This is a genomic window from Paramicrobacterium salitolerans (genome assembly GCF_051513965.1).
Classification (GTDB): Bacteria; Actinomycetota; Actinomycetes; order Actinomycetales; family Microbacteriaceae; genus Paramicrobacterium.
The window spans coordinates 2,590,773-2,604,594 of the sequence record NZ_CP195847.1 but is presented as its reverse complement, the minus strand read 5'-3'; the positions used below and the strand labels follow the sequence as shown (position 1 = coordinate 2,604,594).

General features: G+C 65.7%; 10 protein-coding genes. 8 read left to right on the top strand and 2 right to left on the bottom strand.

The window, feature by feature from the left end; genetic code table 11:
• Positions 1–53: 53 nt before the first annotated feature.
• From ACSAGD_RS12560 to ACSAGD_RS12550, 3 genes are all read left to right on the top strand, one after another.
• On the top strand, positions 54–560 hold the full coding sequence (locus ACSAGD_RS12560; protein ID WP_437583103.1) for an AAA family ATPase: 507 nt from the start codon (positions 54–56) through the stop codon (positions 558–560).
• An 11-nt stretch (positions 561–571) separates the two neighbouring features.
• Complete coding sequence (locus ACSAGD_RS12555) at positions 572–1,291, top strand: hypothetical protein (RefSeq protein WP_437583102.1); 720 nt, start codon at positions 572–574, stop codon at positions 1,289–1,291.
• Positions 1,292–1,384: 93 nt separating this feature from the next.
• The gene (locus tag ACSAGD_RS12550) at positions 1,385–4,966 is read left to right on the top strand and encodes a TM0106 family RecB-like putative nuclease (protein ID WP_437583101.1); all 3,582 of its coding nucleotides are present in this window, start codon (positions 1,385–1,387) and stop codon (positions 4,964–4,966) included.
• 10 nt (positions 4,967–4,976) lie between these two features.
• Here ACSAGD_RS12550 and ACSAGD_RS12545 read toward each other — a convergent pair whose 3' ends face one another.
• A complete protein-coding gene (locus ACSAGD_RS12545; protein WP_437583100.1) occupies positions 4,977–5,279 on the bottom strand; it encodes a 4a-hydroxytetrahydrobiopterin dehydratase in 303 nt (100 codons plus the stop codon).
• 46 nt (positions 5,280–5,325) lie between these two features.
• Entirely contained in the window at positions 5,326–6,552 is a 1,227-nt protein-coding gene (locus ACSAGD_RS12540; RefSeq protein ID WP_437583099.1) for an ROK family protein, read from the bottom strand.
• A gap of 138 nt (positions 6,553–6,690) precedes the next feature.
• Between ACSAGD_RS12540 and ACSAGD_RS12535 the strand changes: the two genes are divergently transcribed.
• From ACSAGD_RS12535 to ACSAGD_RS12515, 5 genes are all read left to right on the top strand, one after another.
• A complete protein-coding gene (locus ACSAGD_RS12535; protein WP_437585169.1) occupies positions 6,691–7,995 on the top strand; it encodes an ABC transporter substrate-binding protein in 1,305 nt (434 codons plus the stop codon).
• Complete coding sequence (locus ACSAGD_RS12530) at positions 7,992–8,903, top strand: carbohydrate ABC transporter permease (protein WP_437583098.1); 912 nt, start codon at positions 7,992–7,994, stop codon at positions 8,901–8,903. Before ACSAGD_RS12535 ends, ACSAGD_RS12530 begins: the two co-directional genes overlap by 4 nt.
• Positions 8,903–9,802 carry a carbohydrate ABC transporter permease gene (locus ACSAGD_RS12525; protein WP_437583097.1) on the top strand — a complete coding sequence of 300 codons (900 nt, stop codon included), beginning with the start codon at positions 8,903–8,905 and terminating at the stop codon, positions 9,800–9,802. Before ACSAGD_RS12530 ends, ACSAGD_RS12525 begins: the two co-directional genes overlap by 1 nt.
• A gap of 65 nt (positions 9,803–9,867) precedes the next feature.
• Entirely contained in the window at positions 9,868–11,535 is a 1,668-nt protein-coding gene (locus ACSAGD_RS12520) for a glycoside hydrolase family 13 protein (RefSeq protein ID WP_437583096.1), read from the top strand.
• A gap of 169 nt (positions 11,536–11,704) precedes the next feature.
• Complete coding sequence (locus ACSAGD_RS12515; RefSeq protein ID WP_437583094.1) at positions 11,705–13,756, top strand: FAD-dependent oxidoreductase; 2,052 nt, start codon at positions 11,705–11,707, stop codon at positions 13,754–13,756.
• The last annotated feature ends 66 nt before the right edge of the window (positions 13,757–13,822 follow it).

The window sequence follows — 13,822 nt, the reverse complement described above, 5'->3', positions numbered from 1 at the left end:
CCGCGTTCGCCGAGCGTCTCGTCGCGGACTTCCGCCTGCCGATCTCACGCAATATGAAGAAGCTCTCGCGCGGGCAGCTCAGCGCCGTGGGAATCGTCATCGGCCTCGCGTCGCGGGCCCCGCTGACGTTCTTCGACGAGCCGTATCTGGGCTTGGATGCCGTCGCGCGGCAGATCTTCTATGATCGTCTGCTCGAGGACTTCGCGGAGCACCCGCGCACCGTCGTGCTGTCGACGCACCACATCGATGAGGCGGCGAACCTTCTCGAGCACGTCATCGTCATCGATGAGGGCCGAGTCATGCTTGACTCCGACACAGATGATCTGCGCGGCAGCGCGATGCAGGTCGCGGGTCGGGCGGATGCTGTCAATGCATTCGTCTCCGACCACGAGGTGCTGGCGCGCGAGCAGCTGGGTGGTCTCGTCTCCGCGACGATCGTCGCGGAGGGCGGCGACGAGGCGCGAGCCGACGACGCCGGTCTCGCCGTGACGCCCGTTTCGCTGCAGAACCTCATCGTCCATCTGACCACGAAGGCCGAGCGTTCCTCGGTCACCGTCTGAAAGGCGCTCCCATGCGAATCACATCAGTGGTGAAGCTCCACACGGCCAACAGATTCACCGTCATCGGGCAACCGCTCATGATCGCCGGATTCTCATTCACCGTCGTACTCGCGATCGGCATCATCGCGAATATCGTCACGGGCGGGCAGGACCTCGTCGACATGTATCAGGGGATGCAGTGGAACGGCGCGATCTTCGCCCTGCTCGGGCCCCTCATGGGGCTCGGCGTGGGCGCCATGACGCAGTACTTCCCGCTTGCGACAGGGCTCGGCCTCACACGCAACGAGTTCACGCGCGGCACGACCCTCGTCTTCCTCGGCACCGCTCTCGGCTTCGCGGTCTTCGTCACGATCGGCAAGCTGATCGAGGTCGCGACACGCGGGTGGGGGCTCCATATCCGCTTCTTCAACGTCGTGTACACGGGGACGGGTCCCGCATGGCAGACGCTCGTGCAGACGTTCATCCTGATCACCGCGGCGATCTTCGTGGGCGCCGCGCTCTCGACGATGGTGAATCGCTGGGGCGCCTTCGCCCTCTGGATCTTCTTCGCCGTGCTCGTGCTGCTCGGCCTCATTGTCGTCATGATCGCGTCGCTGAACGACCCGTTCGGTGAGTGGCTGCTCTCGCTGCTGAGCGCCGAGTGGTGGCAGTGGATGCTCGTGCTCGCCGTCGTTGCCGTCATCGCGGGCGGAGTCTGGTCGGTCCTCGTCCGCAGGGCGCAGGCCCGCTGAATCGAGACTGCGCTCGTCAACAGAGTGGGGCGGGCGCAGTCGCGATGTCTGACCCTCGCAATAGTGTGAGAGGGCACCATCCGAGGGGAGCCTATGTTCTTTCTGCACGACACCGCGAAGGCATCCGCCGCGCCTCACATCGTCACCAGCGCCAGTGACCTGACGCAGGCTTCTCGATGCGAGTGGGCATTCCTCCGCGGCCTCGACGCCAAGCTCGGCCGCATCCCTCCCATCGTCGACGAGCGCGACGCCATGAATAAGCGCTCGTCGGCCCTCGGGGACGAGCATGAAGAGCGCGTGCTGCAGCACTACCGCGAGCAGTACGGGGCGGGCGTCATCGAGATCGAGCGGCCGGCGTCGATGTCGGCTGAGCTCTTGCAGGATGCCGCAGAGGCGACGATCCGCGCCTTCGAATCCGGCGCAGACGTCATCTTCCAAGCGACGTTCTGGGATGGCTCGTTCGTGGGGTTCGCTGACTTCATCGTGCGGATGCCTGATGGCAGCTACGAAGTGCAAGACACAAAGCTCGCGCGCTCGCCGAAGATCACTGCGCTCCTTCAGCTCGCGGCGTACGGCGAGAAGATGGCCGAGCTCGGCATCCGCGTCAGCCCTGTCGCACGGCTGATCCTCGGCGACGGCAGCCACAGTGAGCACAGGCTGCGCGACATCGCGCCCGTCTACCGTCGTCGCGTCGCTCGCCTGCAGCGCATCATCGACGAGCGGCTCGCTGAGGCGGAGCCCCTCGCTTGGGGTGCGCCGACGTATGCGGCGTGCGGCCGCTGCGATCTCTGCGAAGCCGCGGTTCACGAGCACCGCGACGTTCTGCTCGTGGCCGGTCTCAGCGTGCGACAGCGCGGGCGGCTGCGCGACGCGGGAATCGAGACGATCGACGCGCTCGCGGAGGCATCCGGCCCGGTTCCCGATATGACGGACTCCACCTTCACCGGGCTTCGCGAGCAGGCTCGGCTCCAGCTTGAGTCCGCGCACCGTCCGGGTGACGAGGCCGCGATGCCCGCCGTTCGCGTCTTCGCTCCCGAAGCGCTTGCCGCGATTCCCGAGCCCGACGAGGGCGACATCTTCTTCGACTTCGAGGGCGACCCGCTCTACGGTGAGCAACGGGCCGACGGAACGACCGAGTGGGGTCTCGACTACCTGTTCGGCCTGATCGAACCGGACGGAACGTTCCGTGCGTTCTGGGCACACAGCTTCGGCGAGGAGCGCCAGGCGCTGCTCGACTTCCTCGAGTACGTCCGCGACCGTCGGTCGAAGCATCCGAACATGCACATCTACCACTACGCCTCATACGAGCGGACCCACCTCCTCTCGATTGCCGCCCGTCACGGCGTCGGCGAAGCGGCAGTAGACGAGCTGCTGCGCGCTCACGTGCTCGTCGATCTGTATCCGATCGTGAAGCACAGCATCCGCGTCGGCTCGCGGTCGTACTCCATCAAGAAGCTTGAGCCGCTCTACATGGGCGACGAGCAGCGCGAGGGCTATGTCACGACGGCGGGCGACTCGATCACGGAGTATGCCGAGCTGAGCGAGCTCCGCGCGGCGGGCGAGGCAGGTGACACGGATGCCGCGGCTGAAGCGCAGCGCATGCTCGAGTCCATCGCCGACTACAACGAGTACGACTGCGTCTCCACCATGCGGCTGCGTGACTGGCTGCTCGGCTTCGCACGCGAGGCCGGTGTGACGCCGCTCGGTGCCGCGGACCGCGACGAGGTCGACATCGAACCATCGCCGCTGCATGACGCGCTCATCCGATACGCCGGAGACCCGCTCGATCCTGAGCGAACCGCTGATCAGGCCGCCCTCGCCATCTCCGCGGCCGCCATCGACTACCACCGCCGTGAGCAGAAGAGCTTCTGGTGGGCGCACTTCTCGCGGCTCGTCGACCCGATCGACGATTGGGCCGACACCCGTGACTGCTTCGTGATCGATCGGGCCGTTCTCGACGCCGACTGGTACCGCGAGGGCCGGCAGCGCAGCGACCGGAGGCACCTCATCGTGCGCGGCTCATGGGCGCCGGGCAGCACCGTCAAGCCCGGCGCGAAGCCTTTCGCGCTGTATGAGCAGCCGGCGCCATGGTCTGACGCGCGCAGCGACCCCGGCGCTCGCGTGGCTCGACAGGTCACGATTCTCGAGGTGCTCGATGACGGGCGGATACTGCTCGAGGAGACCCTCGCGCGCGACGTCGATCCCTACAGCGTCATGCCCGTCGCGCTCACACCCGAGAGCCCGCCACGCCCCGGAACCCAGGTCGACGCGATCGCCTGGTGGGGGCAGAACATCGTCGATGCTCTCGACGAGGCAGGGGTGACTCCCGACTCCGACCCCGCGGATATCGCCGTGGCGCTGCCGGCCGAGCCCGTGCTCGATCTGCTCCGTCGTGTCCCGCCGCGCACACACAGCGGCACTCTGCCGCGCACGGGTGACAACCTCCGCGACGTTACAAACGCGGTCCTCGATCTTGACGAGTCGTATCTCGCGGTGCAGGGCCCTCCCGGAACCGGCAAGACGTATCTGGCCTCTCACCTCATCGCCGAGCTCGTTCGCAGGCACAAGTGGAAGATCGGGGTCGTCTCGCAGTCGCACGCCGTCGTCGAGAACGTACTCGATCGAGTTGTGACGAGTGCCGGGCTCGATGCGGAGCTCGTCGGAAAGGCGCTCAAAGCGGGCGACGACGCCGACAATCACGCATTCACGCCGCTTGATAAGAAGCAGTACCTGACATTCGATCTCGACCACGACGCGACGGGGTACGTCATCGGCGGAACCGCCTGGGACTTCAGCAACCCCGCACGATTCGGCAAACGCTCGCTCGACCTTCTCGTCGTCGACGAAGCGGGCCAGTACTCACTCGGTTCGACCATCGCCGCGAGCGTCGCCGCGCGCAACCTCGTTCTTCTCGGCGACCCTCAGCAGCTGCCGCAGGTGAGCCAGGGCACGCACCCGGAGCCCGTCGACGAATCGGCGCTGGGGTGGGTGAGTGCCGGACACGACGTGCTTCCCGACGACCTCGGTTACTTCCTCGCCGAGAGCCGTCGCATGCGCGATGAAGTCACCGAGGTCGTCTCAGCGCTCTCATACGAAGGTGCTCTGCGGTCCCATGAGTGCGCGGGTGATCGACGTCTTGAGCATGTCTCGCCCGGCCTGCACGTTCATCCGGTCGAGCACGTCGGCAACGCGACATCCTCCGCTGAGGAGGCCAGTCACGTCGTCGATATCGTGCGCGATCACCTCGGGCTTCTGTGGACGGACCCGAGCGAGGAACGAGCTTCCGACCCGCTCACGGAGAGAGACATCATCGTCGTCTCCCCCTACAACGCGCAGGTCGCCGAGATTCGTGAGGCGCTCGATACCGCAGGCTTTGCCGACGTGAGAGTTGGCACGGTCGACAAGTTCCAGGGGCAGGAGGCCGTGATTTCGATCATCAGCCTCGCGGCATCCGACCCGGTCGAGGTGCCCCGAGGTATGGGCTTCCTGCTCATGAAGAACCGACTGAACGTCTCGATCTCCCGGGCGCAATGGGCGGCCCACCTCGTGTACTCACCGGCGCTCACGGAGTATCTGCCGAGCACCCCAGACGAGGTGGCTCAATTGAGCGCATTCATCACGATGGTCGACGCCGCGCAGCATTCTCTGACGGCTCCTCGTACGGGAGTCGTCTGAGTTCGTCCGCCTACTCGGTAGGAATCTCGAGGTTGCGTGCCGCGACCGAGATCTGCGTTGCCAGATCGATGTCGCGCTGTGACAGCCCCGAGACGTCATGAGTCGACAGCGTCACCGTCACGTTGGGGTATCGAAGGTCGACGTCGGGATGATGGTTCGCCTCCTCGGCGAGCTTCCCGATCTCCACGACGAACTCGACACCCTTCGCAAACGAACCGGTGTTGAACCGCGCACGTGCATGGTCATCGTCTGCATGCCAGTCCTCGACACCCGACTCCGCTGCGAACCGTTCTGCTGAAATTCGTTCCACCATGACGCCAGGCTAGCCTCGAACATCCTCAGGGAACAGGGGGGGGTGCCTACGGCGCAGCAGACAGGGCATCCTGTGCCGGCACGGTCATCGTGAGTGCGTTGTCTCGCGTGTACTCAAGAGCATGCGTGATCGCGCCCACGCTCACGACGCTGTCGCTCAGCGTCGAGGCTCTGAGCTCGGGAGCGGGAGGGTGCGTGAGCTCGGCCAGGCGAGGCGCCGTGCGCTCCAGGAGCGGGCCGATCGCCGTCGCGACCGCACCCGCGACGATGATTCTCTCCACATCAAGGAGCCCCGCGAGAACGGCGCAGATGCGGGCAAGCCGGTCGGCAATGCGATCGATGATCGAGAGCGCAAAGCTATCTCCCGCATCCGCGGCCTGGAACACGGCGCGGGCATCCTGCTCGGCCTCGGGAAGATGAGCGAGTGCGCTCGAGTCTGGCACGTCGCCGCGGCGGAGTGAGTCGTGGAGCCAGTCACGAGCGAGCGCACCGATTCCGTCAGGGGTTCCGACCCCCTCCACGAGAGAGAGCAGTCGCATCTCGCCTGCACCCCCTCGCACGCCGCGGACGAGGCGTCCGTCGACGACGTAGCCGGCGCCGAACCGTTCCCCAGACAGAAGCGTCACGTAAGAGCCCGCCCCCACACCTTGGCCACGAACCCCCTCGGCGACTGCGGCGAGGTTCGCGTCGTTCTCGACGACCGTTGGCCAGCCGCGCGCCGCGAAGTGCTCGGCGTACCCCGGATTCATGCGGCGCCAGAAGCTGTTCTGCCCTTCGGGGGAGTGACCGTCCGCGTCTGTCGGCGCCGGAACCCCGACGACGACGCACAGGACGTGTCCGGCCGGAACGTCGGCCTCGCGGAGGGCCTCATCGACGAGATCGTCCGCGGTTGCGAGGCGTGCTCGTGCATCGTCAGAATCAGGGTCCACAGCGGCCTGCGCCCGCGACAGCTCGCCGGCACTGAGATCGCTGACGATCGCGGTCAGGTGGTGCTGACCGGCATCCAGCCCGATGACGACTCCGGCGTCCGCGCGCAGTGCATACCGTCGCGCCGGACGCCCCTTGCGATACTCGCCCGCGGCACGTGCGTTCTCGAGCTCGCGCAGCCACCCGGACTCCACGAGCAGATCGCAGAGCGCGATGACCGTTGAGCGGGTCAGGCCCGTCGCGCTCATCGCGTCGCTCGCGGTGAAGGCAGGAGCATCCCACGCGTAGCGCAGAACGGCGCCCGCATTCTGGGGACCGCGAGGCGACACTGGCTGCTCTCGCGTCATCTCTGCACTCCCTCGGACTCTGCTTCCACTTGATCGTAGCGATGAATTAAGTCTTCTGCCCGCACCGACCGGGTGGGGGTAGATAAATTGTGCACTTACATTTAGTATCTAAATCTAATGCTCGACGAAAGGACAATGGTGTCACTGAGAATGAAGCGCGCGATGCGAGCGCTTGCGGCCGCTCTCGGCCTTGCGGTCGCCGGGAGCCTGCTGACAAGCTGCAGCGCCGACGGGGCGGAGACGATCCGCTTCACCTTCAGCAAGCGCGAGGCGATCTCGTTCATGACGGACCTGGTCGCGAAGTACAACGCCTCGCAGGACGACGTGAACGTCGAACTGGATACCTCGGGCGTCGACGTGGTCTCGGCCAGCTTCGTCCGGGGCAACCCGCCGGACCTCATGCTCGCGAACTACAACATGGAGGTCTCGCGGTTCGTCGAGCGGTGCGCGTTGAGTGACCTGGACGGAACCGAGGCTGCGAGCAGCATCCGTGACGACCTGCAGCCCTACATGGATCAGTACGGTCACTGCGAGGGGCGGACGAGCGCGCTGCCGTACTCGATCATGGCGGCATCCGTCATCTACAACAAGAAGATCTTCGGTGAGCACGATCTCGAGGTCCCCACGACGTGGAGCGAGCTTCTCGACGTGTGCGAGAAGCTGAAGGATGCCGGCGTCACACCGTTCTACGCCACGTTCAAAGACGACTGGACCGTCGGTCAGGGCTGGTTCGACTACGCGATCGGCGGCAGCCTCGACGTCATCGACTTCTTCGAGCAACTGGAGAAGGAAGGCGCGGACGTCGGCCCGGACTCCGACGTCTCCTTCGCCAAGGACTTCGCCGAGCCGCTCGACAAGATCAGCGAGCTCGGCAGCAAATACGCCAACAAGGATGCCGCGAGCCGCGCGTACGGCGACGGCAATCTCGCCTTCGCCAAGGGCGAGGCGGCGATGTACCTGCAGGGTCCGTGGGCGTTCAGCGAGATCGCGAAGACCGATCCCGACCTCGACCTCGGGACCTTCCCTCTGCCGATGACGGACGATCCCGATGACCTGCGCGTGCGCGTCAATGTCGACCTGGCCGCGATGATTCCGGAGGGGTCGACGCACAAGGAAGCCGCGCGAGACTTCCTTGAGTACCTGTATCAGCCAGAGGTCATCGAGCAGTACAACGAGTCCCAGCTGGGCTTCACCCCGACCACCGATGCGCCGGACCCCAGTGACTCGCGCATCGCCGGGATGATCCCGTATTACAACGACAGCAAGATCTATCAGGGCCCGTCCGTGCTGATCCCGAAGACGATCCCCGTGTTCGGCTATGCGCAGTCGATCATGCTCGGAGCCGATCCGGAGAGAGTGCTGCGCACGCTCGACGCCGACTGGGCGCGCCTCGCGTTCCGTCAGCCGGCCCGTGACAGCGAGACAGAGGAGTCCGCGAAATGAGTACAACCGCACGCATCGTCACTCGTGGCGGTCAGTCGGCGCCGCGGTCGAAGCGCCGCGTCGAGCCGATCTACTATCTGTTCCTGCTCCCGAGCTTGATTCTGTTCACCCTCGCGATCACGATCCCCGGGATCATCGGAATCTTCTTCAGCTTCACCGACTCCATCGGCATCGGGGACTGGCAGTTCATCGGCTTCATCAACTACATCGCGGCCTTCAGCGACCCGGCGATCCTCGAGAGCTACCTGTTCACGTTCGGCTTCTCGATCGCCACGGTCATCGTGGTCAACGTGATCGCTTTTCTCCTCGCCGTGGGGTTGACCTCGCGAATCCGGATGAAGACCGGGCTTCGGGCGATCTTCGTGATTCCCATGGTCGTCTCGGGCATCATCATCGCCTACGTCTTCAACTTCCTATTCTCGAACTCGCTTCCTGACGTGGGTGCTGCGCTCGGCATCCCCTTCCTGTCGACCAGTCTGCTGGCGAACCCGGATCTCGCGTGGATCGCGATCGTGATCGTGACGGCGTGGCAGGCGGTTCCGGGAACCCTGCTGATCTACATCGCCGGGCTCCTGGCGATCCCCGGGGACGTGTACGAGGCCGCCGACATCGACGGCGCGTCGAAGACGCAGCAGCTGATGCGCATCACGCTGCCTCTCGTCGCCGGATACGTCGTGATCAATGTGATCCTCGGCTTCAAGAACTTCCTGAACGCCTACGACATCATCGTCGGACTCACGAACGGCGGGCCGGGAACGTCGACGCGCAGCGTCGCGATGACCATCATCGCCGGCTTCAACGGAGGGGACTACGCGTACCAGATGGCCAACGCCACGATCTTCTTCATCGTCGCGATCCTCGTCGCTCTCCTGCAGCTCTCAGTCACACGCGGAAGGAACGCACTCTGATGTCCACGCGAACCGCAACTCCCAACAGCACACATCTGCTCACCGTCGATGGAACCGCGAAGCGTTCGCGCTTCGCCATGGAACGTGTGAATTGGTCGGGCACGATCATTCTCCTGCTCTGTGCCGTCACAGTGCTGCTTCCGCTCTACGCGACCGTGACGATGGCGTTCAAGACGACCGACCAGGCCGTCGACGGCAATGCCTTCTCGCTGCCTGCGCCCATCACGATCCAAAGCTTCATCGATGCGTGGCAGCTGACGAAGTTCCCCGTCGGCTTCGCGATGTCGGTGATCGTCACAGCGGGAACCGTCGCGGCGACGATCATCCTGGCCTCGTTCGCGTCCTACGCGATCATGCGCAACTGGGACCGACGTCTGTTCCGGTGGTCGTTCTTCTACCTGCTCGGCGCGATGTTCATCCCGTTCCCGGTCGTCGCACTTCCGCAGATCCAGCTCACCGGCCGACTAGGGCTCGACAACCCACTGGGCGTCATCCTGCTGGCCACGATGTTCCAGCTCAGCTTCAGCGTGCTCCTGTTCACGGCATTCCTGCGCTCCATCCCGATGGAGCTCGAGGAGAGCGCACGCATCGACGGAGCATCCACCTGGCAGACATTCTGGCGACTCATCTTCCCGCTGCTGGCGCCGATGAGCGCGACCGTCGGCATCTTCGCATTCCTCTATGCCTGGAACGACTTCATGATGCCGTCGCTCATCATCTCCGACCCCGCGCTCCAGACCCTCCCTGTCAGGCAGAACCTCTTCCAGACCCAGTTCAGCAACAACTACAACGTGGCGTTCGCCTCGTACCTGATGGCGATGGCTCCGGCAATCGTCGCGTACCTGTTCGCGCAGCGCTGGGTGATGGAAGGGGTCACTCAAGGAGCTGTGAAAGGCTGAATGACAGCGATATTCGGCACGTTTCCCGCATACATACCGAAAACGCACGAAAGGCAGAAGAACCAATGACCACAGTGATCGACAGCGAAGCCGCCGACCACACCGCTGAGGCAGACGCAGCCACGTGGTGGCGTCAGGCCGCGGTCTATCAGATCTACCCGCGCAGCTTCGCCGACGCCAACGGCGACGGCATCGGCGATCTGCAGGGCATCATCAGTCGGGTGCCCTACCTGAAGGGGCTGGGAGTGGACGCTGTCTGGCTCAGCCCGTTCTACCCCTCCGCGCTCGCTGACGGCGGATACGACGTCGACGACTACCGCGACGTCGACCCGAAGATCGGAACGCTCGACGACTTCGACGAGATGGTCGCCGCCCTGCACGCCGCCGATATCAAGCTGATCGTCGACATCGTCCCGAACCACAGCTCGAACCGCCACGTGTGGTTCCAGCAGGCGCTCGCCGCGGGCAAAGGCTCTCCGGAACGCGATCGATACATCTTCCGCGACGGGCTCGGCGAGAACGGCGAGCTGCCGCCCTCCGACTGGACCTCGATGTTCGGCGGCCCCGCCTGGACGCAGGTCGCCGATGGTCAGTGGTACCTGCACCTCTTCGCGTCCGAGCAGCCCGACTTCAACTGGGACAACCGCGAGGTCCGCGACGACTTCCTCACGACGCTGCGCTTCTGGTGCGATCGCGGAGTCGACGGGTTCCGCGTCGACGTCGCCCACGGCTGCGCGAAGAAGCTCGACGACGTGCTCCCCACGCAGGCCGAGCTCGACGAGATTTCCACCACCGACGGCAACCACCCCATCTGGGACCGCAACGAGGTGCACGAGATCTACACCGAGTGGCGCCAGGTGCTCAACGAGTATGACCCGCCGCGCATCGCCGTCGCGGAGGCCTGGGTGGCGTCGGCTGAGCGTCGTGCACGCTACGCGAGTCCCAACGAACTCGGTCAGGCGTTCAACTTCGATCTGCTCGAGGCCGACTTCGACCCGGAGCAGTTCCGTGAGATCGTCAGCACGAACCTCGACGAGGCGAAGATCGCCGGGTCGTCGACCACGTGGGTGTTCTCCAACCACGATGTCGTTCGGCATGCCACCCGCTACGGCCTCGCACCTCTGAACGGACGCAAGGTCAAGCAGGGGCGCGAGTGGCTGCTCTCGGGAGGAACGCTGCCTCTCGACGTCGAGACGGGGCTGCGTCGCGCTCGCGCGGCATCCCTGTTCATGCTCGGCCTGCCCGGCTCGGCCTACCTGTATCAGGGGGAGGAGCTGGGACTCGGCGAGGTCGCGGACATTCCGGCCGACGAGCACCAGGACCCGGCGTACTTCCGCAACCCGGGTGTTGACCCGGGGCGTGATGGATGCCGTGTGCCCCTGCCTTGGACGCGGGACGGCGAGTCGTTCGGCTTCGGTTCCGGTGGCGCGCACCTGCCGCAGCCGTCGTGGTTCGGCGACCGCTCCGTTGAAGCGGAGGATTCCGATCCGGATTCGACGCTGAACCTCTACCGTCGGGCCCTCGCATTGCGTGAGGAGCTGCAGGCTGCGGAGTCGCTCGAGTGGGTCGACAGCCCGGAGAACGTGCTGCACTTCCGCCGCCCGAACGGCTGGGAGGTCGTGACGAACTTCAGCACGGGACCCGTCGAGCTTCCCGCCGGACGCGTTCTGATCTCCAGCGGGCCGGTTGGCGACACTCTGCCCGGAGAGACCACCGTCTGGCTCAGGAGCTGACGCAGCGCCTTTCGGCACGCACCTGAATAGAAAGCACGTCCACAGGGCTCTCACGCGAGAAGCATCCTGTGGACGTGTCTTTCTCCGTCTGAAATGCCGAGTCGCTATCAGCGCATCAGCGGCTGCGGAGTTCCCTGTGGGGCCGCAGAGTTCCCCATAGAGTATCGACATGAGCACCGACACGGTCGTGGGAGAAGCAGCCGATCCCCTCTTCGCCCCTTTGCGCATCGGGCCGATCATCGTTCGGAACCGGCTGATGCAGGCCGCGCACTCCAAGCTGTACGCGGTCGGCGGCCACGAATCGCAGCAGGAGATCGACTACTTCGCTCGCCGTGCCGAAGGCGGAACGGCGCTGTTCATCGCGGGCAACCGGTTCGTGCATCCCTCCAGCGCTATCCGCGGCTTCGTCGACGGGTGGCGAACCGACATCGTCGACGCCGACAGAAGAATGACGGATGCCGTTCACGAACGCGGCGCCAGAATCTTCGCGCAGCTGAACCACCACGGCGCACAGGCATCGCCCGACGGACCCGACGGGCCACGCCCGGTTTTCAGCGCGAGCAGGATGCTGTCGCCGTCAGGCTCCGCGACGGTCGCGGCCACCGATGCCGACATCGCCGAGTTCGTCGGCGGCTGGGCGCTCGCCGCCGAGAACGCGCTCCGCGGCGGCTTCGACGGGGTCGAGGTGCACATGGCGCACGGCTACCTTCTGCACCAGTTTCTCTCGCCGCTGTACAACAGCCGCACCGACGCATACGGCGGTTCGCTCGAGAACCGTGCCCGCTTTCCGCTCGAGGTGCTCGCCGCGGTGCGTGAGCGTGCCGGAGACGACGTCGCTGTCGGCATCCGCATCGTCGCAAACGAGTTCACCGAGGCCGGCCTCGGTCAGGACGACTGCCTGGCGATCATCGACCACCTGCGGGAACACGTGCGCATCGACTACATCAATCTCGCGGGCGGCGAGTACCACCAGGTGCACTACGTCTTTCCGTCGTCGGCGATGCCCGCGCGGTGGCTCCGTGACGACGTGGCGGCGGTCAAACGGCGCCACCCCGACATTCCGGTCTTCGGTGTCGGAGCCGCGACGGTCGACGACGCCCGGTCGGTCATCGACGACGGCATCGCCGACATGGTCGCGCTGACCCGGGCGCAGATCGCCGACCCCGACCTGGCCACCAAGCTCCGAGACGGCGGCGCGATCACGCACTGCATCCGTCTCAATCAGGGATGCCTCGCCCGCACCGGTGCCGGCCTGCCGATGGGCTGCACGGTCAACCCGACCGTGGGGCGCGAGCGGAATCGCGGGGTGCCTCCGCGTGCGAAGCGTGCCGAGCGTGTGGCCGTCGTGGGCGGAGGACCCGCCGGCCTCAAGGCGGCGGCCGAGCTCCACCGCAACGGCCACGCGGTGACGCTCTTCGAGGCATCCGACCGACTCGGCGGGCAGCTGAACCTCGCCACGCGGGTGCCGGGGCGTGACAGCATCCAACTGCTCATCGACGACCTCACCCGCGACACCGCCGACGTCGACATTCACCTCAGCACGCCTGTCGCCGCCGAGCAGCTCAGCTCGTTCGATCGGGTCATCGTCGCGACGGGGTCGCGTCCGGCGCACGGCACGAGTGCGATGTCGAGAACGGATGCCGCGTCAGCAGCGCTCACAGAGCTCGCCGCGCTGCCGGGCGCCCACTCCGCGTGGCGGGCGGTCGGTGATCCGGGGAGGCTGGAGTCGCCGGTGCTCATCGTCGACCACGACGGCACCCCGTACTCGGCGGGAGTCGCGCTCGCGGTCGCCGCCGCACACGATGTGCGCCTGGTCACGCGCTTTGACACCGCCTTCCCCGCGATCCGCGGCAGTCAGGACCGCGACCATCTGCATCGGAGACTGTTTCGCACGCCGGGCACGCCGGGCGCACTGCCCCCAGGTGAGTTCACGATCGACGTGTCAGAGACCCTCGTGGGGTTCGACCAGGATGCTGCCACAGCGACGCTCCGCAATGTCGCGAGTGGAGCCCAGCGTGAGGTCCCCGCGCGCAGCATCGTGCTGGCGACTCCGCGCGAGCAGGTGCCGTTCACGGTCGACCGGCTGCCAGCCACGGTCGTAGGGGATGCGCGCTCCCCACGGACCATCGATGCCGCGATCTTCGACGGCTTCGAGGCCGCGTTCGCCCTCGGGACAGCGCATCAGCCGACGGCGGGCAACCGTTCACCAGGTAGGAGATGAGGCACTCAGAAGGATGCTTTCGCGAATTTCGTCCTTCTGAATGCTCCCTCTCCTACCCGACGCGCA